Source organism: Xanthomonas sp. CFBP 8152, assembly GCF_014199025.1.
GTDB lineage: Bacteria > Pseudomonadota > Gammaproteobacteria > Xanthomonadales > Xanthomonadaceae > Xanthomonas > Xanthomonas arboricola_B.
In genome coordinates, this window is record NZ_JACHNO010000001.1 from 246,631 (window position 1) to 271,965 (window position 25,335).

Annotated in this window: 23 protein-coding genes; 15 read left to right on the top strand and 8 right to left on the bottom strand. The window is 64.8% G+C overall.

The window, feature by feature from the left end; all coding sequences use genetic code 11:
* The first annotated feature begins 16 nt into the window (after window positions 1–16).
* From FHT09_RS01145 to lpdA, 3 genes are read left to right on the top strand one after another with little or no spacing between them, the layout of a single operon-like run.
* A complete protein-coding gene (locus FHT09_RS01145; protein ID WP_104605952.1) occupies window positions 17–1,795 on the top strand; it encodes a dihydrolipoyllysine-residue acetyltransferase in 1,779 nt (592 codons plus the stop codon).
* On the top strand, window positions 1,792–2,439 hold the full coding sequence (locus FHT09_RS01150) for a hypothetical protein (RefSeq protein WP_104605951.1): 648 nt from the start codon (window positions 1,792–1,794) through the stop codon (window positions 2,437–2,439). Before FHT09_RS01145 ends, FHT09_RS01150 begins: the two co-directional genes overlap by 4 nt.
* Before the next feature lie 16 nt (window positions 2,440–2,455).
* Entirely contained in the window at window positions 2,456–4,288 is a 1,833-nt protein-coding gene (gene lpdA, locus FHT09_RS01155; protein ID WP_104605950.1) for a dihydrolipoyl dehydrogenase, read from the top strand.
* 415 nt (window positions 4,289–4,703) lie between these two features.
* On the opposite strand, the gene FHT09_RS01160 is transcribed toward lpdA, so the two are convergent.
* Window positions 4,704–5,516: a hypothetical protein gene (locus FHT09_RS01160; protein ID WP_166774001.1), complete on the bottom strand. Its 813-nt coding sequence runs from the start codon at window positions 5,514–5,516 to the stop codon at window positions 4,704–4,706.
* A 526-nt stretch (window positions 5,517–6,042) separates the two neighbouring features.
* On the opposite strand from FHT09_RS01160, the gene FHT09_RS01165 reads away from it, so the two are divergent.
* The 10 genes from FHT09_RS01165 to FHT09_RS01210 all read left to right on the top strand — a co-directional run bounded on the left by FHT09_RS01165 (window position 6,043) and on the right by FHT09_RS01210 (window position 14,218).
* Window positions 6,043–6,408, top strand: a complete 366-nt coding sequence (locus FHT09_RS01165) for a hypothetical protein (RefSeq protein WP_104605949.1) — start codon at window positions 6,043–6,045, stop codon at window positions 6,406–6,408.
* 25 nt (window positions 6,409–6,433) lie between these two features.
* Window positions 6,434–7,234: a F0F1 ATP synthase subunit A gene (gene atpB, locus FHT09_RS01170; RefSeq protein ID WP_016901015.1), complete on the top strand. Its 801-nt coding sequence runs from the start codon at window positions 6,434–6,436 to the stop codon at window positions 7,232–7,234.
* A gap of 73 nt (window positions 7,235–7,307) precedes the next feature.
* On the top strand, window positions 7,308–7,610 hold the full coding sequence (atpE, locus tag FHT09_RS01175) for a F0F1 ATP synthase subunit C (protein WP_002814105.1): 303 nt from the start codon (window positions 7,308–7,310) through the stop codon (window positions 7,608–7,610).
* A gap of 113 nt (window positions 7,611–7,723) precedes the next feature.
* Entirely contained in the window at window positions 7,724–8,194 is a 471-nt protein-coding gene (locus tag FHT09_RS01180) for a F0F1 ATP synthase subunit B (RefSeq protein ID WP_104605948.1), read from the top strand.
* A gap of 3 nt (window positions 8,195–8,197) precedes the next feature.
* Window positions 8,198–8,725, top strand: coding sequence for a F0F1 ATP synthase subunit delta (locus FHT09_RS01185; RefSeq protein WP_104605947.1), 528 nt, complete (start codon window positions 8,198–8,200; stop codon window positions 8,723–8,725).
* Between the two features lie 47 nt (window positions 8,726–8,772).
* Window positions 8,773–10,320, top strand: a complete 1,548-nt coding sequence (atpA, locus tag FHT09_RS01190) for a F0F1 ATP synthase subunit alpha (RefSeq protein ID WP_047127371.1) — start codon at window positions 8,773–8,775, stop codon at window positions 10,318–10,320.
* A gap of 112 nt (window positions 10,321–10,432) precedes the next feature.
* Window positions 10,433–11,296 (top strand): F0F1 ATP synthase subunit gamma, encoded by an 864-nt coding sequence (atpG, locus tag FHT09_RS01195; RefSeq protein ID WP_104605946.1) that lies wholly within the window; start codon window positions 10,433–10,435, stop codon window positions 11,294–11,296.
* A gap of 125 nt (window positions 11,297–11,421) precedes the next feature.
* Entirely contained in the window at window positions 11,422–12,828 is a 1,407-nt protein-coding gene (gene atpD / locus FHT09_RS01200) for a F0F1 ATP synthase subunit beta (protein WP_046963369.1), read from the top strand.
* A 167-nt stretch (window positions 12,829–12,995) separates the two neighbouring features.
* Window positions 12,996–13,418, top strand: coding sequence for a F0F1 ATP synthase subunit epsilon (locus FHT09_RS01205; protein WP_024938404.1), 423 nt, complete (start codon window positions 12,996–12,998; stop codon window positions 13,416–13,418).
* Window positions 13,419–13,648: 230 nt separating this feature from the next.
* Window positions 13,649–14,218, top strand: coding sequence for a chorismate mutase (locus FHT09_RS01210; protein ID WP_104605970.1), 570 nt, complete (start codon window positions 13,649–13,651; stop codon window positions 14,216–14,218).
* A gap of 42 nt (window positions 14,219–14,260) precedes the next feature.
* Here FHT09_RS01210 and FHT09_RS01215 read toward each other — a convergent pair whose 3' ends face one another.
* Window positions 14,261–14,644 carry a GtrA family protein gene (locus FHT09_RS01215; protein WP_104536368.1) on the bottom strand — a complete coding sequence of 128 codons (384 nt, stop codon included), beginning with the start codon at window positions 14,642–14,644 and terminating at the stop codon, window positions 14,261–14,263.
* 145 nt (window positions 14,645–14,789) lie between these two features.
* Here FHT09_RS01215 and glmU point away from each other — a divergent pair, with 145 nt between their 5' ends.
* Window positions 14,790–16,154, top strand: a complete 1,365-nt coding sequence (gene glmU / locus FHT09_RS01220; protein WP_104605945.1) for a bifunctional UDP-N-acetylglucosamine diphosphorylase/glucosamine-1-phosphate N-acetyltransferase GlmU — start codon at window positions 14,790–14,792, stop codon at window positions 16,152–16,154.
* A gap of 110 nt (window positions 16,155–16,264) precedes the next feature.
* Entirely contained in the window at window positions 16,265–17,236 is a 972-nt protein-coding gene (locus FHT09_RS01225) for a right-handed parallel beta-helix repeat-containing protein (protein ID WP_104605944.1), read from the top strand.
* Between the two features lie 193 nt (window positions 17,237–17,429).
* Here FHT09_RS01225 and FHT09_RS01230 read toward each other — a convergent pair whose 3' ends face one another.
* The 6 genes from FHT09_RS01230 to FHT09_RS01255 form a co-directional block, all read right to left on the bottom strand.
* Complete coding sequence (locus FHT09_RS01230) at window positions 17,430–18,782, bottom strand: HAMP domain-containing sensor histidine kinase (RefSeq protein ID WP_104536745.1); 1,353 nt, start codon at window positions 18,780–18,782, stop codon at window positions 17,430–17,432.
* 8 nt (window positions 18,783–18,790) lie between these two features.
* Complete coding sequence (locus FHT09_RS01235; RefSeq protein WP_104605943.1) at window positions 18,791–20,134, bottom strand: sigma-54 dependent transcriptional regulator; 1,344 nt, start codon at window positions 20,132–20,134, stop codon at window positions 18,791–18,793.
* Window positions 20,135–20,537: 403 nt separating this feature from the next.
* Complete coding sequence (locus FHT09_RS01240; RefSeq protein ID WP_104536364.1) at window positions 20,538–21,770, bottom strand: FtsX-like permease family protein; 1,233 nt, start codon at window positions 21,768–21,770, stop codon at window positions 20,538–20,540.
* 54 nt (window positions 21,771–21,824) lie between these two features.
* Window positions 21,825–23,126: an ABC transporter permease gene (locus tag FHT09_RS01245; RefSeq protein WP_104536363.1), complete on the bottom strand. Its 1,302-nt coding sequence runs from the start codon at window positions 23,124–23,126 to the stop codon at window positions 21,825–21,827.
* 12 nt (window positions 23,127–23,138) lie between these two features.
* Window positions 23,139–23,858 (bottom strand): ABC transporter ATP-binding protein, encoded by a 720-nt coding sequence (locus tag FHT09_RS01250; protein ID WP_047127363.1) that lies wholly within the window; start codon window positions 23,856–23,858, stop codon window positions 23,139–23,141.
* Between the two features lie 36 nt (window positions 23,859–23,894).
* The gene (locus FHT09_RS01255) at window positions 23,895–25,166 is read right to left on the bottom strand and encodes an efflux RND transporter periplasmic adaptor subunit (RefSeq protein WP_104605969.1); all 1,272 of its coding nucleotides are present in this window, start codon (window positions 25,164–25,166) and stop codon (window positions 23,895–23,897) included.
* Window positions 25,167–25,335 lie beyond the last annotated feature (169 nt).

Genomic DNA, 25,335 nt, shown 5'->3' on the forward strand with positions numbered 1-25,335 from the left:
TTGCCGGAGTTCCCGTATGGCCGAAATCAAGGAAGCACTTGTCCCCGATATCGGTGACTACAGCGATGTCCCGGTAATCGAGGTGCTGGTGTCGGTCGGCGATACGGTCAGCAAGGACCAGAGCCTGGTCACGCTGGAATCGGACAAGGCCACGATGGAAGTGCCCTCGTCGGTGTCCGGCGTGGTCAAGGAGATCAAGGTCAAGGTCGGTGATGCGCTGTCGCAGGGCGCGCTGGTGGCTTTGATCGAAGTGGCCGACGCCGGTGCCGAAACCGCCGCCGCGCCTGCACCCGCCGCCGCTCCCGCCGCCCCGGCCAAGGCTGCGCCCGCTGCCGCGCCGGCGCCTGCCGCCAAGGCAGAACCGGCTGCGCCTGCCGCGTCCTCGGAAGGCGGCCTGATCGAGGCCCGCGTGCCCGATATCGGCGATTACACCGACATCCCGGTGATCGAGGTGCTGGTCGCCGTCGGCGATACCGTCGCCAAGGACCAGAGCCTGGTCACGCTGGAATCGGACAAGGCCACGATGGAGGTGCCGTCTTCGGCCGCCGGTGTGGTCAAGGAACTCAAGGTCAAGGTGGGCGACACCCTCTCGCAGGGCAATGTGGTGGCGATCATCGCTGCCAGCGATGGCGGCGCCGGTGCGGCGCAGTCCCCGGCCAAGCCCACCACCGAGACCGCCGAAACCGCCGGCAAGGTCGAGCCGGTCGCCGTGTCCGCGGTACCGGACAAGCTGGCCCAGCGCGAGATCGCGCAGGTGCAGGGCGCGCGGTCCAGCGAGGCGTCGCAGCCTGCGCAGGGCGGCCAGCCGTCGGCCGGTCAGCCGTCCAGCCCGCCGGTGACCTTCGACGCCGACAGCGTGCTGCCGTCCAAGGTGGCCTACGCCAGCCCGGTGGTGCGCGTGTTTGCGCGCGAGCTCGGCGTGGATCTGAACCAGCTCAAGGGCAGCGAAAAGGGCGGCCGTATCACCCGTGAGGACGTGCAGCGCTTCGTCAAGGCCGCACTCAGCGGCGGCGCGCCCGCCGCAGCCGGGGCCGCACCGGCCGGTGGCGGCAATGGCCTGAACCTGCTGGCCTGGCCAAAGGTGGACTTCAGCAAGTTCGGCGAGACCGAGACCCAGGCGCTGTCGCGCATCAAGAAGATTTCCGGTGCCAACCTGGCGCGCAACTGGGCGATGATTCCGCACGTCACCCAGTTCGAATCGGCCGACATCACCGATCTGGAAGCCCTGCGCGTGGCCCTCAACAAGGAAAACGAGAAGGCCGGCATCAAGCTGACCATGCTCGCCTTCCTGGTCAAGGCCAGCGCCGCGGCGTTGAAGAAGTTCCCCGAGTTCAACGCCTCGCTGGATGCGGCCGGCGAAAACCTGACGTTGAAGAAGTACATCAACATCGGCTTTGCCGCCGACACCCCGAACGGCCTGGTTGTGCCGGTGATCCGCGACGTCGACAAGAAGGGCGTGCTGCAGATCGCGCAGGAAAGTGGCGAGTTGGCGAAGAAGGCGCGCGACGGCAAGCTCGGCCCGGCCGACATGAGCGGCGGCTGTTTTTCGATCAGCTCGCTCGGCGGCATCGGTGGTACGGCGTTCACGCCGATCATCAATGCGCCGGAAGTGGCGATCCTGGGTGTGTCCAAGTCGGCGATGCAGCCGGTATGGAACGGCAAGGAGTTCGCACCCAAGCTGATGCTGCCGCTGTCGTTGAGCTACGACCACCGCGTCATCGACGGCGCGCTGGCCGCACGCTTCACCACCTACCTCAGTCAGGTACTGGCCGACATGCGCCGCGTCCTGCTGTGAGAGCAGTGCTGCTGACGTTCGCCCTGCTGGGCGTGCTGCCGTGGACATCCGCGGCAGCACGCGAGTGCCAGAGCACGCTCGGGCGCGGCTGGCCGCCAGCGGTGGGCAACTACGGCACCGCGGTGACCACGCTGCTCGACGCCGGCACCAGGCCGAGCCTGTCGTTGCTGACGCTGCCCACCCGGGGCGTGGAAAGCGGGGTGTCGCTGGTAGCGGGCAAGGACGGTGTCGACTGGACCCTGCGGCATAGCCGCGCCGACGAGCGCGTCTACAGCTGGGTCAGCCAGAGCGATCGCGGCAGCGTGCAGTTCCGCACCGAGCAGACCCCGGAAACGGTCGAGATCCCGATTCCGGCAGCGTTGGCCAGGCGCCTGGTCAGCAACTGGACCGGCGCACTGACGCAACTGGCGCCCACCGGTCGCAGCGCGCCGGTGAGCGAGGGCGAAGTGCTCTCGTTTCAGGTCGATGGCGTGCGTTACAGCGGCACCCGCCCGAGCTGCGGCGTCGGCGAGTTGCTGCTGCAGCAGGCCGCGTTGCTGATCGAAGCCAGCGAAAGCAAGGAAAAGAAGCGCGACAAGCGCTGGACCCAAATCGAATCGTCGCTGGACGAACTCCAGCAGACGCTTGCCGGCACGGCCGGTTGAGCCACAGGAGAAGCAAATGGCGGTCATTGAAATCAAGGTTCCCGACATCGGCGATTACAGCGATGTCCCCGTCATCGAAGTGCTGGTCGCCGTCGGCGACAGCGTGGTCAAGGATCAGGGCCTGGTGACGCTGGAGTCGGACAAGGCGACGCTGGAAGTGCCGTCCTCGGCCGCGGGCGTGGTCAAGGAGCTCAAGGTCAAGGTGGGCGACACCCTGTCCGAAGGCGCGCTAGTGCTGCTGCTGGAAGCCGAGGGCGAGGCCGCCGCAACGGCTGCGCCGGCCAAGGCCGACACCAAGCCCGCGCCTGCGGCTGCAGCGCCCGCCGCCTCACCCGTCAGCAAGCCGCCGGTGACGCCGTCGCATCGCGCTCCGGCCGAACCGGCGCCGTCCAAGCCGGCGCTGGCCAGCGGCAAGCCGGCCGATATCGACTGCAAGATGGTGGTGCTCGGCGCCGGCCCCGGCGGCTATACCGCCGCGTTCCGCGCCGCCGACCTGGGCCTGGACACGGTGCTGATCGAGCGCTACGCCAGCCTGGGTGGGGTCTGCCTCAACGTCGGCTGCATCCCGTCCAAGGCGCTGCTGCATGCCGCCGCTGTGATCGACGAAGTGGCGCATGCCGGCGATTTCGGCGTGGACTTCGGCCAGCCCAAGATCACCCTGGACAAGCTGCGCGAGTACAAGGAAAAAGTGGTCGGCAAGCTCACCGGCGGCCTGGCCAGCATGGCCAAGCAGCGCAAGGTGCGCACCGTCACCGGCGTGGCCAGCTTCGTCTCGCCCAACGAGCTGGAGATCGTCGGCGACGACGGCAAGACCCAGTTGCTGCGCTTCGAGCACTGCATCATCGCCGCCGGTTCGCAGGCGGTGAAGCTGCCCAACTTCCCATGGGACGACAAGCGCGTGATGGACTCCACCGACGCGCTGGAACTGCACGACATTCCAAAGACCCTGCTGGTTGTCGGCGGCGGCATCATCGGCCTGGAAATGGCCACGGTGTACAGCGCGCTCGGCAGCAAGGTCACCGTGGTCGAGTTCATGGACCAGCTGATGCCGGGCGCCGACAAGGACCTGGTCAAGCCGCTGGCCGATCGCCTGAAGAAGCAGGGCGTGGAGGTCCATCTCAAGACCAAGGCCACCGAGGTCAAGGCCGACGCCAGCGGCATCACGGTGTCGTTCGAAGCGGCCACCGAAGGCGAGAAGCCAGGTCTGCAGGCGACCGCCTACGATCGCGTACTGGTGGCGGTAGGCCGCACGCCCAACGGCAAGAAGATCGGTGCCGACAAGGCCGGCGTCACCGTGACCGAGCGCGGCTTCATCCCGGTCGATCGGCAGATGCGCACCAACGTGCCGCACATCTTCGCCATCGGCGACATCGTTGGTAATCCGATGCTGGCGCACAAGGCCACCCACGAGGGCAAGCTGGCCGCCGAAGTGGCTGCCGGCGAGAAGAAGGAATGGGTGGCGCGGGTGATCCCGTCGGTCGCCTACACCAACCCGGAAATCGCCTGGGTCGGCGTCACCGAGACCGAGGCCAAGGCCAAGGGCCTGAAGGTCGGCGTGGCCAAGTTCCCGTGGGCCGCCAGTGGCCGGGCGATCGGCATCGGCCGCACCGAAGGCTTTACCAAGCTGATCTTCGACGAAGACACCCACCGCGTGATCGGTGGCGCCATCGTCGGCGTGCATGCCGGCGACCTGCTGGCCGAGATCGGCCTGGCGATCGAGATGGGCGCCGAAGCCGAAGACATCGGCCATACGATCCACGCGCATCCGACCCTGAGCGAATCGGTCGGCATGGCCGCGGAGGTCTACGACGGCACCATCACCGACCTGTATATCCCGAAGAAGAAGTAGGCGCTGGCATCTGCTGCATGGCAAACAACGCCCCGCCCTGCGCGGGGCGTTGTCGTTGCGGCGTGCCGCCAGGACGAGCGGCACGGTCGGTCAGGCGGTGCGGCCGCTCCCACGGAGAGGCACTGCATGCGCTGCGGAATGCTGTGCGTGCTAATGGTCTGCGCTGTCGTCCCACGGCACGTCGCAGAGGCGCAGGAGGGTGAGGACCCGGTCATGACGGGGGATTTGTCGCAATGCCAGGATGCGGCGCAGTTCGTGCGCATGCCGCAGGCAGCCAAAGCAGGTGCCGAGGCTGCGCAGGCAGCGGCGATTGGGATGCGTCGCCTCGGAGCTCTACCCAACGCCGTCGCGGCGCATCACAGGAAGACAAAAGGCCCGCAAGAAGCGGGCCTTTTGGTGCAACGTTGCGTGCAAATTAGAACGCGAGCGTCACGCCTGCAACCGGGCCCTTGAACTCCTGCTTCAGGCCGATCAGGCCGTCGCTGCCGCGCTGGTCGACGTCGAGCCTGAACCAGTCGTAGCCGGCGAAGATGCCGAAGTTCTTGGTGAAGCGGTACTCGGCAATCGCGTTGGCGCGGCTCAGGTCGCCGTCGTAATCGCCGAAGTCGCCCCAGCTGGTGTTGAGGTACTGGCCCTGCACGTTGAACAGCCAATGCTCGCTCGGACGTGCGGTGAAGCGGATGCCGACCACCGGCGCAGCGCCATCTTCGCTTTCGTCCAGCACGTCGCCACTGAAGACGCTGCCCAGATCCGCGTATGCATTGGCTTCGACCTTGGCGTACTCGGCGCCGATCTGCAGGCCCAGGCTGAATTCCGGCGAATCGATGACCGAATAGTCATATACCAGGGTGGCGACCTGATACTTCAGCTCACCCTTGATGAAGCTGCCGGTCGGCACGGTGACGCCACCGCCACTGATGTCCTGGGTCAGGGTTTCGCGGCGATCCTTGTCGTACTTGAAGTAATCGAAGATCAGGCGCTGACGGGTGCTGATGCGGAACACGCCATCGACGCGCGGCTCCCATTCCTTGCCGCCGAGCTTGAAGTCTTCGTTGACCGACACGTTGTTGCCCGCCACCAGGGTATTGCCGCGGATGGTGTTGTCGTTGTCGACGTTCATCGCGCCGAGACGGAGCTGGAAGCGGTCATCGGTGTCTTCGGCATGCGCCGGCGCGGCGTAGGCGGCAGCCAATACGCATGGGATGGCCAGTGCGAGGAGGTGTTTCATGGGGAGCTCCGAATTCTTGGAATGGTCAGGCGGTTCGGCCTGTGCCGCGCATCTTCGATAAGACGGCGTCGTCCAAAAGTGAAGGAGCTGTCGCATACCCGTGAAGGCCGAGATAGCAATCGGACAAAACGGTCCGCTACGGCAGACAGTCCGACGTTAGTCGTAAGCCGCGCGCTTTAGCCATCAATCGCGGGCGATATGGCGGGTAGCGTGCCACGACCGCGCGGATTGGACCGCGGATGGGAAGGTTGCAGGGTGCGACAAAATGCGTAAAAGCAGGAGCCCCGGTGTCCCGGGGCTCCCATGGGCGACCTGCGGCAAAACCTTTCGACGAGGATGTGCAGGCCTCGCCAGTTATGACCGCCGGTTTGTGGCAAAGTTCCCACCCGCGTCGGCAACCTGTATGGTGCGACGCAGCAACGAATGACCTTTGCCGGTTGTCTCGCAATTTGTCCCATTGCTATACTTTCGCGGCTCGACGAGGCGCATCTGCGCTTCCCACTCATTCACACGTAAGGTAACCGTAGTGCTGAACTCCGTTGACGCGGGTCGGCGGTTGATGCTGCGCGCTGCGGTATATCCGCTTGCCGCTGTAGCTATAACCAGTCTGGGGTTGCTGTTGGTCGGTCCCCGCCACGCTGCCGGTCTGGCATTGACCGGGTTTGCGACGGTGTTGGGCGGTTGGGTGGCAGCACGTACCGCGCTAGGTGGCGGTATTCAGGCAGCCGGCATTGCCATGGTGCGGCTGATTCTGGCGATGGTGTTGAAGTGGGTGTTGGTTTTCGTGGCGCTGGCGCTTGGCTTCGGCCTGTGGCGGCTGCCTCCTCTGGCCTTGTTGGCGGGTATCGCCATCGGGCTGATTTTTCAGGTTCTGGCTCTGGCCAGGCGTTGATTCGAACTTAAAGGGCTCCGGACACATGGCGGGCGAGGCAGCAACACCTACCTCCTATATCCAGCATCACTTGCAGAACCTGATCTATCCGGTTCGCGAGGGTGGCGGCACGTTTTGGACCATCCACGTCGACACCCTGGTCATGGCGGTGTTGATGGGCCTGGTGATGGTCTTCGCGTTCTGGACGGCGACCCGCAATGCCACCGCCGGCGTACCGGGCAAGTGGCAGGCGTTCGTCGAGATCTGCCTGGAGTTCGTCGACCGCCAGGCCAAGGACACCTATCACGGCAGCAGCAAGCTGGTGACGCCGATCGCGATCACCATCTTCTTCTGGATCCTGTTGATGAACCTCATCAAGATGATTCCGGCCGATTTCATCGCCATCCCGCTGGGCTGGGCAGGCATCCACGCCTGGAAGCCGGTGCCCACCGCCGACGTCAATGCCACCTTGGGCATGTCGATCAGCGTGTTCTTCCTGATGATCGTCTTCTCGCTGCGCTCCAAGGGTGTGGGCGGCATGACCAAGGAATTCCTGACGGCGCCGTTCGGCAAATGGATGATGCCGTTCAACCTGCTTTTGAACATCGTCGAGTGGCTGAGCAAGCCGATTTCGCTGGCGATGCGACTGTTCGGCAACATGTTCGGCGGCGAGATCGTCTTCCTGCTGATCTGGGTGCTGGGCGGTGCGGGCATCGCCGGCATGGTCGCTGGCGGCGTATTCGGCCTCGGCTGGATGCTGTTCCACCTGTTGGTGATTCCGTTGCAGGCCTTCATTTTCATGATGCTGTCGATCGTGTATCTGAGCCTTGCCGAAGACAGTCACTGAGTTTCGCTGCACCCTTCATACGCTTCATCCCGATTCATCCATCACCCTTAGAAACTTTCGTTCGGAGATCACCATGTACCTCGCCGTCCTGACCAACCTCGCTCAAGTCCAGAGCTCCACCGTCCTTGCCGTCGGCATCATGATCGGCCTGGCCGCGCTGGGTGCCGGCCTCGGTCTGGCCATCATGGCTGGCAAGTTCCTGGAATCGGCTGCACGTCAGCCGGAACTGATCCCGGTACTGCAGGTCCGCATGTTCATCACCGCCGGCCTGATCGACGCCGCGTTCATCATCAGCGTCGCCGTCGGCCTGCTGTTCGCCTTTGCCAATCCGCTGGCCCAGGTGTTCATCGAGCGTCTGTCGCAGGCTGCCGGCTGATCCAGCGGTAGCAGGATGTGGAGGCAACCGCGTGCGGTTGCGTCCGCGGATGAAGGTCGGAAAGCGTCGCCATGCGGTGGCGCTTTCACCCCTAAACAGCGATTGAGCGACCCATGGATATCACCCTTACCATCTTTGCCCAGGCGCTGGCCTTCGCCGGTCTGATCTGGATCGTCGCGACCAAGATCTGGCCGCCGCTGCTGCAGGCGATCGAAGAGCGTCAGCAAAAGATCGCTGAAGGTCTGGCTGCGGCCGATCGCAGTCAGAAGGATCTGGCGCAGGCGCAGGAAAAGGTCAACGAAGCATTGAAGGACGCACGCACTAAGGCCAACGAGATCATCGATCAGGCCCATGCGCGCGCCAACCAGATCATCGAAGCGGCCAAGCACGAGGCAATTGCCGAAGCCAACCGTCAGAAGGATCTGGCGCAGACCGCGATCGACGCATCCGCCACGCGTGCCCGTGAGGAGCTGCGCAAGCAGGTGTCCGTGCTGGCCGTCAGCGGTGCCGAAAAGCTGCTCAAGCGCGAAATCGATGCCAACGCCCACAAGGCGCTGCTCGACGAGCTGGCGGCGGAGATTTAATCGATGAGTCAGGCCCTCACACTTGCCCGTCCGTACGGCCGCGCCGCGTTTGCGATCGCGCGTGAGGGCGGCAACTTCGCGCCCTGGTCCGAGGCGCTGGCGTTTTCGGCGCAGGTGGCCGGCGACCCGCGCGTGGCCGCGCTGCTGCTCAACCCGGCCCTGAGCCAGGATCAGGCAGTGACGTTGCTGGCGCCGCCGCAGGCGAGCGAAGACTATCTGCGTTTCCTCGGCCTGCTGGCCGACGCGCAGCGGCTGTCGCTGCTGCCGGAAGTGGCAGGCTTGTACGAACAGCTGCGGGCCGAAGCCGAACACGTCGTCAAGGCGACGGTGACCTCGGCGGCTGCAATGAGCCAGGCGGAGCTGGACACGATCGCTGCTGCGCTGAAGAAGCGTTTCGGCCGCGAGGTGGACATCACCACCGCGGTGGATGCTTCGTTGATCGGCGGCGCGGTGATCGACACCGGCGACGTGGTCATCGATGGCTCGCTGAAGGGCAAGCTCGCGCGTCTGCAAAGCTCGCTCGCCCACTGAATTCACATAAACGCATGGCCCTCGCGGCCGGCACCTAGGACTGAACGATGGCAACCACGCTCAACCCCTCCGAAATCAGCGACCTGATCAAGACCCGCATCGAGGCGGTCAAGCTGTCCGCAGAGTCGCGCAACGAAGGCTCCGTGACCAGCGTGTCCGACGGCATCGTGCGCATCTTCGGCTTGGCCGACGTGATGCAGGGCGAAATGATCGAACTGCCGAACAACACCTTCGCGCTTGCACTGAACCTGGAGCGCGATTCGGTCGGCGCCGTGGTGCTGGGCGATTACGAGAACCTGCGCGAAGGCGACGTGGCCAAGACCACCGGCCGCATCCTGGAAGTGCCGGTCGGTCCGGAATTGCTCGGTCGCGTGGTCAACGCGCTCGGCGAGCCGATCGACGGCAAGGGTCCGCTGGGCGCCAGCCAGACCGCACCGGTTGAGCGCGTTGCGCCGGGCGTGATCTGGCGCAAGTCGGTCGACCAGCCGGTACAGACCGGTTACAAGTCGGTCGATGCGATGATCCCGATCGGCCGTGGTCAGCGCGAGCTGGTCATCGGCGACCGTCAGACCGGCAAGACCGCGCTGGCGATCGATGCGGTGATCAACCAGAAGGGCACGGGCATCAAGTGCGTGTACGTGGCGATCGGCCAGAAGGCCTCGACCGTTGCCAACATCGTACGCAAGCTCGAAGAGAACGGCGCACTGGCGCACACCGTGGTGGTGGCCGCGACCGCGTCCGAATCGGCCGCGATGCAGTACATCAGCCCCTACGCCGGCTGCACCATGGGCGAATACTTCATGGACCGTGGCGAAGACGCGCTGATCGTGTACGACGATCTGTCCAAGCAGGCCGTGGCCTACCGCCAGATCTCGCTGCTGCTCAAGCGCCCGCCGGGTCGCGAAGCCTATCCCGGCGACGTGTTCTATCTGCACTCCCGCCTGCTGGAGCGCGCGGCGCGCGTGTCCGAGGAGTATGTGGAGAAGTTCACCAACGGGGCGGTGACCGGCAAGACCGGTTCGCTGACCGCGCTGCCGATCATCGAAACCCAGGCCGGCGACGTGTCCGCGTTCGTGCCGACCAACGTGATCTCGATCACCGACGGCCAGATCTTCCTGGAAACCGACCTGTTCAACGCCGGCATCCGCCCGGCGGTGAACGCCGGTATCTCGGTGTCGCGCGTTGGCGGTGCAGCCCAGACCAAGATCATCAAGAAGCTGTCCGGCGGCATCCGTATCTCGCTGGCGCAGTACCGCGAGCTGGCGGCATTCGCGCAGTTCGCGTCGGACCTTGACGAAGCCACCCGCAAGCAGCTCGAGCGCGGTCAGCGCGTCACCGAGCTGATGAAGCAGAAGCAGTACGCGCCGATGTCCATCGCCAACCAGGCGCTGTCGATCTACGCCGTCAACGAGGGTTACCTCGATGAAGTGCCGGTCAACAAGCTGCTGGCGTTCGAAGAAGGCCTGCACGCGCACTTCGCCAACACTCAGGGTGAGCTGGTCTCCAAGATCAACAGCACCGGCGGCTGGGACAACGACATCGAAGCGGCCTTCAAGAAAGGCATCGAAGAGTTCAAGACCACGGGCAGCTGGTAAATCCAGCTGCGGGAATCGGGAATAGAGAATAGGGAATCGTCAAAGCGGGTTGGCTGTGCCAATTCCCGACTCACGATTCCCCATTCCCACTAAGCGAGCGAAGCGAGCGAGTATGGCAGGCGGACGCGAAATCAAAACCAAGATCAAGAGCGTGCAGAACACCCGCAAGGTGACGCGCGCGCTCGAAATGGTCTCGGCCTCCAAGATCCGCAAGGCGCAGGACCGTATGAAGACCTCGCGTCCGTACGCGCAGGCGATGAAGCAGGTGATCGGGCATCTGGCGCAAGCCAGCACCGACTACCAGCATCCGTTCCTGGTCGAGCGTGAGCAGGTCAAGCGGGTCGGTTACATCGTGATCTCTTCCGACCGCGGCCTGGCCGGCGGTCTGAACAACAACCTGTTCCGCAAGATGCTGGGCGAAGTGCGGCCGTGGCAGGAGAAGGGCGCCGAGATCGACGTGGTGACCATCGGCCAGAAGGCCTCGGCGTTCTTCCGTCGCATCAAGGTCAACATGGTCGGTAGCGTCACCCATCTGGGCGACAGTCCGCACATCGAGCAGTTGATCGGTGTCATCAAGGTGATGCTGGATGCGTTCGTCGAGGGCAAGGTGGACCGCGTATATCTGGTCTACAACCGCTTCGTGAACACGATGACGCAGAAGGCCAGCTTCGATCAGCTGCTGCCGCTGCCGGCCGCCGAGCACAAGGTGGCGCATCACGATTGGGATTACCTGTACGAACCCGATGCCGCGACCGTGCTGGAGCACGTGATGACGCGTTACATCGAGTCGCTGGTGTACCAGGCCGTGCTGGAAAACGTGGCTTCCGAACATGCCGCGCGCATGGTGGCGATGAAGGCCGCCAGCGACAACGCCAACAAGATGATCGGCACCTTGCAACTGGTCTACAACAAGGCGCGTCAGGCGGCGATCACCCAGGAAATTTCGGAAATCGTCAGCGGCGCGGCCGCTGTCTAGCCGGGAATGGAGAATCGGCAAACGGGAATAGGCAAGGCCGTCGGTGCTCTTGATCTTCCCATTCCCCATTCTCGATTCCCCATTCCCGACACCAGAATCGAACAGACATTAGTGGAGTTATCCAAATGAGTCAGGGCAAGATCGTTCAGATCATCGGCGCGGTCGTCGACGTCGAATTCCAGCGCAATGAAGTGCCGAAGGTCTATCACGCGTTGAAGGTCGAAGGCACCGAAATCACCCTGGAAGTGCAGCAGCAGCTCGGCGATGGCGTGGTGCGCACGATTGCGCTCGGCTCCACCGACGGCCTGAAGCGCAACCTGCTGGCCACCAATACCGAACGTGCCATTTCGGTGCCGGTCGGTGCCGGGACGCTGGGCCGCATCATGGACGTGCTGGGTCGTCCGATCGACGAAGCCGGCGACGTGCAGGCGTCGGACCATTGGGAAATCCATCGCGCTGCGCCGTCGTATGAAGACCAGTCCTCCAGCACCGAACTGCTGGAAACCGGCATCAAGGTCATCGACCTGATGTGCCCGTTCGCCAAGGGCGGCAAGGTCGGCCTGTTCGGCGGCGCCGGCGTCGGCAAGACCGTCAACATGATGGAGCTGATCAACAACATCGCCAAGGCGCACTCGGGTCTGTCCGTGTTCGCCGGCGTGGGCGAGCGTACCCGTGAGGGCAACGACTTCTATCACGAGATGAAAGACTCCAACGTCCTGGATAAGGTCGCGATGGTGTACGGCCAGATGAACGAGCCGCCGGGCAACCGTCTGCGCGTTGCGCTGACCGGCCTGACCATGGCCGAGTACTTCCGCGACGAGAAGGACGAGAACGGCAAGGGCAAGGACGTGCTGCTGTTCGTCGACAACATCTACCGCTACACGCTGGCCGGTACCGAAGTGTCCGCGCTGCTGGGTCGCATGCCATCGGCAGTGGGCTACCAGCCGACTCTGGCCGAGGAAATGGGCGTGTTGCAGGAACGCATCACCTCGACCAAGAGCGGTTCGATCACCTCGATCCAGGCCGTGTACGTGCCTGCGGACGACCTGACCGACCCGTCGCCGGCGACCACCTTCGCCCACCTGGATTCCACCGTCACACTGAGCCGCAACATCGCCTCGCTGGGTATCTACCCGGCGGTCGATCCGCTGGATTCCACCAGCCGCCAGATGGACCCGCTGGTGATCGGTCACGAGCACTACGACACCGCCCAGCGCGTCCAGCAGACCTTGCAGAAGTACAAGGAACTGAAGGATATCATCGCGATCCTGGGCATGGACGAGTTGAGCGAAGAGGACAAGCAGTCGGTATCGCGCGCACGCAAGATCGAGCGCTTCTTCAGCCAGCCCTTCCACGTGGCCGAAGTGTTCACCGGCTCGCCGGGCAAGTACGTCTCGCTGAAGGACACCATCCGCGGCTTCAAGGCGATCTGCGACGGCGAGTACGACCACCTGCCGGAGCAGGCGTTCTACATGGTCGGCAGCATCGAAGAAGCCGTCGAGAAAGCCAACAAGATGAGCGCCAAGGCCTGATGGATCCCAGCCGCTGTGCGGCTGGAATCGGGAATCGGGAATCGGGAATCGTAAAGGCGGGTTGTAGGCGAGTCGGAAATGTGGGGAACAGGAAGCGTGCGCAGCCAGCCGCTCTTCCGATTCCCCATTCCCGATTTCCGATTCCCCGCCTCACAGAGTGAGGCACCATGAGCACTATCCGTTGCGACATCGTCAGCGCCGAGAAGGAAATCTTCCACGGTGAGGCGACGCTGGTCGTGGCCACCGGCGAGCTGGGTGAGCTGGGCATTGCGCCCAAGCACGCACCGCTGATCACGCGCCTGAAGCCGGGCAAGGTGGTGGTCACCACTGCCAGCGGCGAACAACTGGACTTCGCCATTTCCGGCGGCATCCTGGAAGTGCAGCCGCAGGTGGTGACCGTGCTGGTCGACACCGCAGTACGCGCGCAGGACATCGACGAAGCCGCCGTGCGCAAGGTCAAGGAAGAGGCTGAGCGTCTGCTGGCCAACCGTGGCGACACGGTGGATGTGGCCGATGCGCAGCGTCGGCTCGCCGAGGCGACCGTGCAGCTGCAGGCACTGGAACGCTTGCGTCGCAATCTCAAGCATTGAGCACGAGGGCCTGAGCCCCTACTGGTCGCGCACGCAAACGCGAGACCGGCTACCTGCCGCACGCAGGTGTGGAGTGAAAACGCCGACCCTCGTGTCGGCGTTTTCGTTTCTGGAGCTGCGCATGCGTGGCGCTGCTTCCAGGCCGGGGCGCAGCAGGCACACTGCATGCCTTACGCTGTGCCGCCGGCTGCAGGCGGCGCGGCATCTCACGCATGCATGAGGAACGCCCGATGACCCGCCCGATCGATGGCTTTCGTGGTTACGCGCTGAGCGGCCTGCTGGCGCTGGCGATGCTGGGATGTGCGCCACCGGTACGCAGCCAGTCGTCGCTGGATGCGTTGCTGGATCGCATCGTGCAGCGCAACGCGATCGGCGATGCGGTGGCACTGAGCAAGTGGGACAGCGGCAAGCCGGTACTGGACCAGACCCGCGAGGCGGCGGTGCTGCAGAGCGTGCGCGAGCAGGCGCCTGCGCATGGGCTGGATGCCGACGACGCGGCGCGCTTTTTCGCCGCGCAGATCGAGGCCAACAAGGCGGTGCAGTACGCGTTGTTGAACCACTGGCACGAACGCGGGCGCGCGCCGGACACCGCGCGTCCGGATCTGGCGAGCCTGCGCACGCGTCTGGATCAACTGCAGGGCGAACTGCTCGACGCGCTGGCCGATGTCGCGCCGGCACGTGCAGCGCCGCAATGCCCGACCCACACCGCGCGTGCCGCAGCCCGTGACGCCGCGCAATGGCAGCTGGACGCGCTGCATCGCGCCGCACTGGTGCGCAGCCTGGGCGATTTCTGCCACTGATGCGCGCCAGGTCCAACACTGCATGGGATTAGGCGCGTTCGCTCAGCGATACACCACGTGCCGGCCCAGAAAAAACGACACGATCGCCAGGCCGCCTTCCACCAGCGGTTTGGCCAGCCAGGCCTGACGCAGGCCGACCAGATCCACCGTTGCCGACAACAGCCAGGTGCTGACGAGTGTCAGCGCCAGCCACATCAGCGCAAAGCGGCGAAAACGCGGCCAGCCCAGACGTGCGCCGCCTGCCTGGGCAAAGGTGTAGCGGCCGTTGAGCCAGAAGCCCAGCACCGCGCCACTGATCCGCCCGAGCAGGTTGGCAGGGACCGCCGGCATGCCGGCCGCGGTGGCGGCGATGAAGATGCCGCAATCCACCGCCAGCTGCAGGGCACCAATGATCATGAATTGGCTGCCTTGGCGGAACAGACTCATGCAGGCCGGGTCATCGTGGAAGGGCGCTCATGCTAACGGCAGCGGCGCTTGAAAAGTGTCATCGCCGCGCATGCTGCAGGCAGGACACGACGCACTGCCGGGACAGCGACTAGAATTTGGTACTCCCACGTTCTGGAACGCTTCGATGACCCTGCCCCTGCACGTCGTGATCCTGGCCGCGGGCGAGGGCAAGCGCATGCGCTCGTCCCTGCCCAAGGTGCTGCAGCCGCTGGCGGGCCAGCCGATGCTGGCACATGTGATCGCCACGGCGCGGCAGCTGCAACCGGCGGCGATCCATGTGGTGCACGGGCACGGTGGCGCGCAGGTGCAGGCGGCGTTTGCCGCGCAGGGCGATCTGCACTGGGCCGAGCAGCGTCGGCAACTGGGCACCGGGCATGCGGTGCAGCAGGCGATGGATGCGATTCCGGATGCGGCCACCGTGCTGGTGCTGTACGGCGATGTGCCGCTGATCCAGTCCCAGGACCTGCTGCAGTTGCTGCATGCCCCCGGGCGCATGGCGGTGCTGGTGGCCGATGTGCCCGATCCCACCGGTTACGGCCGCATCCTGCGCGATGCCGAAGGCAAGGTCGCCGCGATCGTCGAGCAGAAGGATGCCAACGACGAGCAGCGCCGCATCCGCACCATCAACACCGGCATCCTCACTGCCGAGTCCACGGCGCTACGCCGCTGGCTGGCCGGTCTGTCCAACGAAAATGCGCAGGGCGAGTTCTATCTCACCGACGTATTTGCCAGCGCCGCCGCCGATTTCACCCCGGCCGACATGGTGCATGTGGCCGACGCGCAGGATGTGGAAGGCGCCAACGACCCCTGGCAACTGGCGCAGCTGGAACGCGCCTGGCAGCTGCGGGCCGCCCGTGCGCTCTGCCTGCAGGGCGTGCGCATGGCCGATCCGGCGCGCGTGGAGCAGCGCGGCACCGTGACGGTGGGCAGCGACGTGCAGCTGGATATCGACGTGATCCTGGAAGGCGAGGTGACGCTGGGCGATGGCGTGGTGATCGGTCCTTTCGTGCGCTTGCGCGATGTGACGCTCGGTGCCGGCACACAGGTCCACGCCCATTGCGATCTGGACGGCGTGGCGACCGAAGGGGCGGTGCAGATTGGCCCGTTCGCGCGGCTGCGTCCTGGCACCGTGCTGGCCGATGGCGTGCACATCGGCAACTTCGTCGAGACCAAGAAGGTCACGATGGGCGTAGGCAGCAAGGCCAACCATCTGACCTACCTGGGCGATGCGGTGATCGGCAGCAAGGTCAATATCGGCGCCGGCACCATCACCTGCAACTACGATGGGGTAAACAAGTCGCAGACCACCATCGGCAATGGCGCCTTCGTCGGTTCCAACAGCGCACTGGTGGCACCGATCGAGATCGGCGCCATGGCCACCATCGGCGCGGGCTCGGTGATCACCCGCGATGCGCCTGCCGGGCAGCTCAGCGTCACGCGTGCGCGTCAGACCGTGGTCGAAGGCTGGGAACGCCCGGTCAAGAAGTAGTGTTGTCTACAGGCGTACGGCCTGGCTGCACGTCGCTGCAGCGCGCACAGCTGCTGTAAAGCGATGCCATGCATAGGCTACGCCCGTCACGATGGGTCAGGAGATGCACGATGCGAACGCCACGTTGCGCGTTGCTGGTGACATGGCTGCTGCTATCGGCGGCAGTGCTGCCAGCTGCGGCCCATGCGCAGACCTACCGGCTATATCTGGCGCCGGACGGCAACGATGCGGCGGCAGGTACCAGCGCAACGACCGCATTGCGGAGTCTGGCGGCCGCCCAGCAACGGCTGTTGGAGCAGCGGCCCAGCGGTGCGGTGGACGTGGTGATCGCCGCAGGCACGTATCTGCGGCAGTCGGTGCAGTGGACATTCACCAACGGGGCAGCCATTCGCTTCATCGCTGCGCCCGATGCTGCCGCGCCTCCGTGGTTTGACGGACGCGGTGGCGCGACCTGGTTTGCGCTGAAGGGCGGCGGCAATGCTGCCACCCGGCTGACCTTCGCCGGGTTGAAGGTCAGCAATTACTGGATGGCGATGGACCTGGGCAGCAGCAAGCGCAGCGCGGACGGCAATAGCGGCAACATCATCCGCAACATGACCTTCGAGCGGATTGGCGGGGTTCATGGCAGCAGCAGCGAAGCGGCGTACTCGTTCGCGGCGATCCGCTTGCAGAACTCGCGCGACAACCGCATCGAACGCAATCGCTTCGTGTCGATCGAGAACGACACCAGGACCTCGGGTTTCGTGCACGCGATCTACCTGGCGCACCACTCGTCCGGCAACCGCATCGAAGGCAATACCTTCACCGACGTCAACGGCGATGCCGTGCGCACCCGGGATGCCTCCGACAACACCTACGTGGCGACCAACCATTTCGTCAAGACCGGCAAGTACGCGGCATTTTCCGACTGGATCAAGCCCGATGGCGAATGTCCTTCGCAAGGCGGGCAGTTCGTCGACAATACCGTGGGAGCCGGCTATTACGGCGCCATCGCCGCCACCCGCACCAGCGGTGACGACGATACCTGCGGTGCGTTGAAACAACCGCGGATCGACGAGCGTGGGACGATCCGCGGCGATTGAGCTGCGATCGGCGAATGATCGCGAGACAATGCCGGCCACGCTGGCATGCTGGTCGAGGCAATAGCCTGGGCAGCCTGGCGACGCGTGGCAATTCAGTGGTGCTGGCGATCGTCCCGGTCGGTTCGAGGGTGGATCGCATGCCAGCGGTATCGCACTGGGAATGGCCGAGAAACGCGCGCCAGGGGCTTGCGAGCTAGCCGGCCGCCGCAGCCGGCAGCAGCAAGGTGACGCACAACCCGCCGTGCTCGCGGTTATGCAGCGAGATGCGCCCGCCGTGCGCTTCGGCGATCTCGCGGGTGAGCGCAAGCCCGAGCCCGGTGCCGTTGCGCTTGGTCGAGTAGAACGGCATCAGCGCGTTATGCAGCACGGCCTCGTTCATGCCGTTGCCGCGGTCCAGTACTTCGATCCGCAGCCACTGCGGCACGCGCGTGACGCGCACGGCGACCTCGCTGTTGGGCGGCTGCGCTTCGCTGCAGGCTTCGTGCGCGTTCTTGAGCAGGTTGAGCAGCGCCTGCTCGATCTGCGCGGCATCGATGCGGCTGGAGACATCGCTCAGTGCGCCCTGCAGCTGGAACGGAATCTGCTGCCGCAAACGCTCCAGGAACGGTGCCCATTCGATGGTCTGCAACTGCGGCTGCGGCAACTTGGCAAAGCGGGCATAGCCACGGATGAAGCCTTCCAGATGACGTGCGCGTTCTTCGATGGTCTCGAACACCGTGCCGAGCCGGTCGGTGCGTTCGCGACGCAGCAACTCGGCGCCGGAGTGCGCCAGCGACGCGATCGGCGCGAGCGAGTTGTTCAATTCATGGCTGATCACGCGGATGACCTTCTTCCAGGTCTGCACTTCCTGGCGCCGCAGTTCGGTAGTCAAGGTGCGAATCAGCAGCAACTCGTGACCGCGTCCGTTGAGATGGAAACTGCGGCGTGACAGGTGATAGATCTGCTCGTCGTCTTCGTCATCGCCGTCCTCGCGGACCGCAAACAGGCAATCGCCGCCGCGCGCCAGCGCATCGCGCAGTTCGCCGGGCATGCGCGCGAGCAGGTCGTCCAGATGCTGGCCTTCGAGCTTGCGGCCGTCGTACAACAGCTTGCGTGCGGCGTTGTTGGAGAAACTGATGCGGCGCACGCCATCGCCACCGGCCACCACCAGCAGCATCGCCACCGGGGTGTTCTGCAGCATGGTGTCGAGCATCAGTTCGCGCTGCACCAGGTTGCGCCGTTGCGCGCGCAGCACCTCGCCCAGTTCCGCATGCGCCTGTACCAGTTGCGCCAGTTCGTCGCTACCGCGCCAGTACACGCCGAAGTTGTATTCGCCATCGCGGTAGCTGCTGGTGGTGCCGGCCAGGGCGCGGAACAGCGAGCGCATCGGCGCGGTGGCGCGGCTGAGGCTGAACCACATCGCCGACAGCACCACCACCACCGACACTGCGGCCACTTGCCAGCCGCGGTCCATCCAGTACGCCATGAACCAGGGCAGCGCGGCGGCCAGCGCCAGCACCGGCAACAGCCGCAAAAACAGCGAGAACGTGAAGGAGCGTTGCCACATGTCGGGGATCATTCCGAAGTGATGCCGTAGCGGTCCATGCGCCGATACAGCGCCTGCCGGCTCAGCCCCAACTCGGCGGCAGCCTGGGCGATGACGCCCTGCGCGCGCGCCAGTGCCTGCTCGATACGGGCGCGATCCGGTTCGCCGCTTGCCGGCGCGGCCGGGCGCGACGCGGCTGGCCGCGGCAGGTTCAGATCGCCGGCCTCGATGCGCACACCTTGCGCGAGCAGCGACGCGCGTTGCAGCACATTGCGCAGCTCGCGCACGTTGCCGGGCCAGGCATGCCGCTGCAAGGCATCGCGGGCCTGGGTGGACAACGGTTTTTCGCCTACCAGGAAGTGCTCGGCCAACGGCCCGATATCGCCGGGGCGTTCGGCCAGGGCGGGCAGCGCGACTTCCACGGTGTTGAGGCGGTAGTACAGATCCTCGCGGAAGCTGCCATCGCGGATCATGGACTGCAGATCGGCATTGGTGGCGCTGATCACGCGCACCTTGGCGTGGCGTTCGCGGTTGGAGCCCAGGCGTTCGTAGCGGCCGGTTTCCAGCACGCGCAGCAGCTTCATCTGCCCGGCCAACGGCAGGTTGCCGATTTCGTCCAGAAACAGCGTGCCGCCATCGGCAGCTTCGAACTTGCCTTCGCGCGCCTTGTTGGCGCCGGTATAGGCGCCGGCTTCGGCGCCGAACAGTTCGGCTTCAATCAGGTCGCCCGGCAATGCGCCGCAATTGAGCGCAATGAAAGGGCCGTGCCTGGCGGGCGAGTTGGCCTGGATGATCTCGGCGATCTTTTCCTTGCCGCTGCCGTTGGGGCCAGTGATCAGCACCGGCAGGTCCGAGCGTGCAACCTGGCAGGCAAGCGCGATCGCGCGCTCGCTGGCCGGGTCGGCGAACACCGCGCCGCGCAGATCGTAGCGTTGGGTCAGCTGCTCGCGACCGCGCCGCTCGCGCTCGCGCCGACGTTCCAGTTCGCGGCGCGCTTCGGACAGTTCCAGCAGGTTGTTGACCGTGGTCAGCAGCTTGGTGTCGTCCCAGGGCTTGGCGATGTAGTCGGCCGCACCGGCCTTGACCAGGCCAACCGCGCTGCCCAGGTGGGTCCAGGCGGTGAGCAGGATCACCGGCAGGTCCGGGTGGCGCTGACGGATCTGGGTGAACAAGGCTTCGCCTTCCTCGCCGGAGGTAGTGTCGGCGGTGAAGTTCATGTCCTGGATCACCAGATCGAACCCCTGCTCGTCCAGCAGCGCCAACCCGGCCTGCGGCGAGTGCGCATGCCGCGCCTCGATATCGTGCAGCGAGAACAGCACCTCCAGCGCAGTGGCTACAGCAGTGTTGTCGTCGATGATCAGAATCTGCGGCATCGCATTGCTCGGTGGAAGGCGCGGGAGGGAACGACTATCAGAACAGGATTCGACGCGTGGCGGAACTGTGCCGGCAAAGGAGAGTGCATGCGCCTGACAATCTCCTGCCAGACGGGGCAGATTCCGGCAATGTGGGGATCGTCCGAGCAGTGCAATGAGGTTGGCAGCAGGTTGCGTCGATGCCGACCTCAAGCGCAGGTCCGGGCGCAGCGCCAGATATCAGGCGGCCAGGAATCCGCGCCGCAGGCGCCTTGGTTAAGGCGATCGTGGCGCAATCAGCGTTTCACAAACGACCGATGTCCTCGTTAATTTCAGCGTGCTGCGATCGTGCAGGATCTGCGCAACATCGCTGTGTGCTGCACGTCGGCGGGTCGACAGCGACCGCTGACGTGCAGCATGCGCATCACGCGCTGCGCGTGGCCACCGCCGGTGGTACCAGCGCGGCGCGCCGTGCGGGCCAGTACACGGCGATCTGGCCCAGCGCCCAGAGCAGCAGTGCGCCGATCGGCAGATACAGCACCGGCAGGCGCGGCAACTCGTAGCGGGCCATCAACCAGACATTGATCGAGTATGCCAGCAACATGCCGAGCACGATGCCGACCGAGGCCAGCAGAAAATTCTCGATCTGGAAGTAGCGCAGGATCTGGCCGCGCGTTGCGCCCAGGGCGCGACGAATGCCGATCTGTTTGGTGCGTTGCTGCACCCAGAAGCTGGCGAGGCCAACGATGCCCAGCGCGGTGACGATCAGCAGCGCGATACAGACTGCACCAAGTAACCAGACCATCGCCCGGTCGTTCTGGAAGTATTCGTCGCGGATCTCGCTGTAGGTCTGCTGCTTCAGCACCAGTCGGCCGTTGTCCAACTTCATCAATGCGGCGACTGCGGACTGCAACACCTCTGCGCGACGCGCTTGGTCGGTGACACGGATGATGTACTGGCCTGAGGTGTAATCGATGCGTATGGGCAGCAACATCGAGTAGTTGCTTTGATTGACGCCATTGAAATTGTTGTTGTTCGGGCGTGCCAGTGTCTGCACGATGCCGATGATGTGTAATGCCGTTTCACCCGCGTAAATTGTCTTGCCCAACGCATTGCGGTTCGGGAACAGCTTGTCGGCCATGGGCTGCGCGATGATCACCGAGATCCCTCGGCTGTCGAGAAATCTGTCGTTGTTCGCTTGCTCCATATCAATGAATTCGCTTGCAGCGAAATCCCTGCCGGCTACCAGTTGCAGGCCAAGCGTGCCCACGGTGCTTTCGCCCGACATGAATTGTGCGGCATTGAGCGTCTGGCGCTCCTGCTCCCTGGTCAGGGAGATGCCGCTATTCCATGAGTAATGGACGAAGGGCACCTGGTTGATGACGATCGCGCCACGGACACCGGGCAGGCTTCGCAGCGCAGCCAGGTCCTCGCGCGTACGTGCTTGCGCATTGACCTGGGTACCGATGCCCCCCAGTTGGACGCTGACCAGTTCCGACTCAGCGATGCCACTGGACTGTTGCAGCGTTTCAATGCGGTTGCCGATCAGAAACATGGCATTGCAGATGATCGCGCAGGCCAGTGCGATCTCGAGCACGATCAATGCGGCTGCGGTCTTGTGACGGCGCAACGTGGAAATGATGGGGCGGATGTCCATGGGCGGTACCTTCGATAAGAGGCCGTGCCCGCCGCAGCGCGGCGGGTGTGGGAGTCAGGATGCTTTGAGCTGCAGTGCGGGCGCGACCTGGATGGCGCGCCAGGACGGCAGCAAGCCGGCCAATAGACTGGCAACCAGCGCCAGTGCGAAGGTGAGCAACAGCATCTTTGGATCCAGATGCGCAAGCTTGGCGTAGTCGACAGGTTGTTGGCGCACCACCCACAAGCCCAACCATGCCAGCCCAAGCCCTGCAATGCCGCCGGCAAGTCCGACGGTTCCGGCTTCGACCAGGCACTGCGCAAAGATGGCACCGCGTGAGGCGCCCAGGGCACGACGCACACCGATCTCTCCACTGCGGCGCAGGAACTTGGCGAGCAACAGACCCACGGTATTGAGCAGGCACACCAGCAGGAAGCCCATCGCCAGCCACAGCTGCAGGCGAACGTCGCCAGGAACCACTTCCTTGTAGTCCAGCCACTCCATCACGTTACGCAGGCGCGTATTGTTCGGACGTTCGAAACGCCCTGCAGCGCGCTGCTGATCGGAGTAGTTATCCAGGTAGGCTTTGTAGTCGCCAGCCTGCGCTGGGCTATCGAGCTCCACCCAGTACTGCATCCAGGTGCAGGGCGCATTGAGCGCGGTTTGATCACTGCTGGCGCTCTTGCCGTAGCAATTCGTGCCGCCGTAATGGTCCATTTTCAGATCTATCGCCACGGAAAACGGCAGATACGCCTGTTCGTTCGAGCCGTAGCTATCGCTGAGATCGTAAAAGCGCGGATTGGCTTTCCAGTGAGCAAGAACGCCAACGATGCGGAAGGTGTTCTTGTCCATGCGCAGGTCGCGGCCAACGCTATTGCTGCCGTCGAACAGCTTGTCGTTGAGTTCCTGGGTGATCACCGCAACGCGTTCGTGCGCCTCGTCGCTACTGGCCGACCAGCCTTGGCCATACAGGAAAGGCGTTTCGAACATCGGGAAGAAATCTGCCGACGTGAAGCGTACTTCGGATTTGAAGGCGGTCATGCCATTCTTGCTGGGCTCGATCGCCACTCTTCCGCCGGTCATCAGCGCCTGGCGTTTTGCACGCTTTTCACGCAGCAGCGCTTCGGCATCGAAGCGAGTGACCTGGTCGCCAGGCTCTTCTCCCGGCTGGTATCCGGCCTTGGGGTATGGATCCACCAGGACGCTAAACAAGCGGTCGCTCTTCTGCGGGATCGGATCGCCGGACAGCACATAGAACACCGTCAGCGTGGTCATGCTGGCGCCGATGCCGAGCGCGATGGCCAGCACCATCAGCGCGGTGAGTACCTTGTTGCGGCGGAAGCTGCGTAAGGCAAGATTGAAGTAGTAGCCGAACATGGGGTGTGCCTCCTACTCGGCCAGGGTGGCGGCGCTGTCGCGCGCGCGCATCAGGGCGGGGTTGCGTTCCAGATCGGTGGCCTGGCCGTCGACGATATGCACGTTGCGCTGCGCGCGTGCGGCCAGCTCCGGGTCGTGGGTGACCATCACGATGGTGGTGCCCTGGCTGTTGATCTCTTCCAGCAGTTCCATCACCCCGCGTGCCATCTGCGAGTCGAGGTTGCCGGTGGGTTCGTCGGCCAGCAACAGGCGCGGGCTGCCGGCCAGTGCGCGCGCAATGGCGGCGCGCTGCTGCTGGCCACCGGACAGCTCGGTGGGGTAGTGCTTCAGGCGCGAGCCCAGCCCGACCTTGGTCAAGGCTTCTTCGATGCGCTGCTTGCGTTCGGCCGCGGCCATGCCGCGATAACGCAGCGGCACATCGACGTTGTCGAACAGGTTGAGATCGGGAATCAGGTTGAAGCCCTGGAAGATGAAACCGATCTTGCGGTTGCGCAGGCGCGAACGCGCGTCGTCAGACAGATGGCTGACGTCTTCGCCGTCAAGCAGGTACTGCCCGCTGGTGAAGGTCTCCAGCAGCCCGGCCAGGTTGAGGAAAGTGGTCTTGCCCGAGCCGGACGGGCCGGTGACCGCGACGAATTCGCCTTCGCGCACATGCAGGTCCAGCGAGCGCAGCGCGTGCGTTTCCACCTGTTCGGTGCGAAAGACCTTGGAGACCGATTGCATCTTGAGCATTGCCGATTCCTTTGCGGGTAAGGTGGGAAGAAAGAATTAGTGGACGGTGACGCGCGGTGCGTCACCGAAGTTGTCTGCGCCGGAGACCACCACGCGGTCGCCGACCTGCAGTCCGGACAGCACCTGCACCTCGCCCAGGCTGCTGACACCCATGCGCACCGGCCGGCGCACCGCGGTGTTGCCGTCCATCACGTAGGCGTAGCTGCCGCCGGATTGTTCGACGAACGGGCCGCGTTCGACCTTGAGCACGTTGCGGCGCGTGTCCATCACCACGCGCGCGCTCATGCGCTGGCTCTGGCGCAGGCCCGGCGGCTGCTTGTCGGCAAAGCGGATGCGCGCGGTGACTTCGCCGTTGACCACTTCCGGCGACACCGCCGAGATGGCGCCCGGGAACGGCTCGCCGCTGCCGCTGGTGAGCTGCGCCGGCATGCCGATCGCCAGATCGCGCGCAAAACTTTCCGGCACCTTGATCTCGACTTCGAACTTGGACAGGTCCACCACGCCCAGGATCGGCGCGTTCGCCGCGACCTGGGTGTGCTGCACGGCCTGCACCTGGCCGACCTGGCCATCGAACGGCGACAGCAGCGTGAGCGCATCGACCTGGCGCTGCACCTCGGCCACCACCGCGCGCTGGCGGTCGGCGAGCAGGCGCTTGTTGCGCGAATCCAGGTCTGCACCCTGGCTCTTCAGGGACGCATCCCGTTCGGCGTGCTGCAGGTCGATGTCGGTCTTCTTCAGGGTGTCCTGGGCCTTGGCCAGTTCCACCTGCGGCACCGCGCCGCCATCGTAGCCGCGCTGGTAGCGTTCCAGGTCGCGCGCGGCGGCCTGCTTGTCGATCTTGGCCTGGTCGGTGAGCTTGCTGGCCGTGGCGCGGGCCAGGGTGGCATCCAGGGCGGCGCGGCTGGACTCGGCTTCCAGCCCGGCCAGGGTGGCCTGCTCCTGGGCCAGCTTGCTGCGCAGCTCCGGGCTGTCGATACGTGCCAGCTCCTGGCCCTGCTTGACCACGTCGCCGGCCACCACGCTCAGCGTCACGGTGCCGGCCGAGATGGCATACAGCACCGGGCTGTTGGCGGCGATGACGCGGCCGTCGGCGGCGATGTCGCGGACCAGGTCGCCCTGGCTGACCGTGGCGATGCGCACCCGGCTGGCATCGAACGAGCGGCTGCCGGCGCTCCATGCGGTGATCGCCCAGCCAATACCGGCCAGTACCGCGACCGCGGCGATGCCGGGCCATAGCCAACGGCGCCAGGGCGCGCGCTGGGCGGGTGTACGGAGAACCTGGTCCTGAGCAGAGGTATCGCGAATCATGGTCGGCTGGCTCGGTGGCGTCACTGCGATAAAGCAGGACATGTGCCAATCTTCAAGCCATTGAAAGCAATCGATTTTGTGGGCTGGCGGCTAGTGTCCGCAGTGTCCGCGGACACCGGTGCGGACAGGTTGTCCGGGCACGGTCATGCAGCGGACAAGAGCGGACACG

Bases quoted from the DNA above. Each gene is read 5' to 3' on its own strand.
- FHT09_RS01145 (WP_104605952.1), top strand. From the start codon at position 17: ATGGCCGAAATCAAGGAAGCACTTGTCCCCGATATCGGTGACTACAGC.
- lpdA (WP_104605950.1), top strand. From the start codon at position 2,456: ATGGCGGTCATTGAAATCAAGGTTCCCGACATCGGCGATTACAGCGAT.
- FHT09_RS01160 (WP_166774001.1), bottom strand. From the start codon at position 5,516: ATGAAACACCTCCTCGCACTGGCCATCCCATGCGTATTGGCTGCCGCC.
- atpB (WP_016901015.1), top strand. From the start codon at position 6,434: ATGGCGGGCGAGGCAGCAACACCTACCTCCTATATCCAGCATCACTTG.
- atpE (WP_002814105.1), top strand. From the start codon at position 7,308: ATGTACCTCGCCGTCCTGACCAACCTCGCTCAAGTCCAGAGCTCCACC.
- FHT09_RS01180 (WP_104605948.1), top strand. From the start codon at position 7,724: ATGGATATCACCCTTACCATCTTTGCCCAGGCGCTGGCCTTCGCCGGT.
- FHT09_RS01185 (WP_104605947.1), top strand. From the start codon at position 8,198: ATGAGTCAGGCCCTCACACTTGCCCGTCCGTACGGCCGCGCCGCGTTT.
- atpA (WP_047127371.1), top strand. From the start codon at position 8,773: ATGGCAACCACGCTCAACCCCTCCGAAATCAGCGACCTGATCAAGACC.
- atpG (WP_104605946.1), top strand. From the start codon at position 10,433: ATGGCAGGCGGACGCGAAATCAAAACCAAGATCAAGAGCGTGCAGAAC.
- atpD (WP_046963369.1), top strand. From the start codon at position 11,422: ATGAGTCAGGGCAAGATCGTTCAGATCATCGGCGCGGTCGTCGACGTC.
- FHT09_RS01205 (WP_024938404.1), top strand. From the start codon at position 12,996: ATGAGCACTATCCGTTGCGACATCGTCAGCGCCGAGAAGGAAATCTTC.
- FHT09_RS01210 (WP_104605970.1), top strand. From the start codon at position 13,649: ATGACCCGCCCGATCGATGGCTTTCGTGGTTACGCGCTGAGCGGCCTG.
- FHT09_RS01215 (WP_104536368.1), bottom strand. From the start codon at position 14,644: ATGAGTCTGTTCCGCCAAGGCAGCCAATTCATGATCATTGGTGCCCTG.
- glmU (WP_104605945.1), top strand. From the start codon at position 14,790: ATGACCCTGCCCCTGCACGTCGTGATCCTGGCCGCGGGCGAGGGCAAG.
- FHT09_RS01225 (WP_104605944.1), top strand. From the start codon at position 16,265: ATGCGAACGCCACGTTGCGCGTTGCTGGTGACATGGCTGCTGCTATCG.
- FHT09_RS01230 (WP_104536745.1), bottom strand. From the start codon at position 18,782: ATGTGGCAACGCTCCTTCACGTTCTCGCTGTTTTTGCGGCTGTTGCCG.
- FHT09_RS01235 (WP_104605943.1), bottom strand. From the start codon at position 20,134: ATGCCGCAGATTCTGATCATCGACGACAACACTGCTGTAGCCACTGCG.
- FHT09_RS01240 (WP_104536364.1), bottom strand. From the start codon at position 21,770: ATGGACATCCGCCCCATCATTTCCACGTTGCGCCGTCACAAGACCGCA.
- FHT09_RS01245 (WP_104536363.1), bottom strand. From the start codon at position 23,126: ATGTTCGGCTACTACTTCAATCTTGCCTTACGCAGCTTCCGCCGCAAC.
- FHT09_RS01250 (WP_047127363.1), bottom strand. From the start codon at position 23,858: ATGCTCAAGATGCAATCGGTCTCCAAGGTCTTTCGCACCGAACAGGTG.
- FHT09_RS01255 (WP_104605969.1), bottom strand. From the start codon at position 25,166: ATGATTCGCGATACCTCTGCTCAGGACCAGGTTCTCCGTACACCCGCC.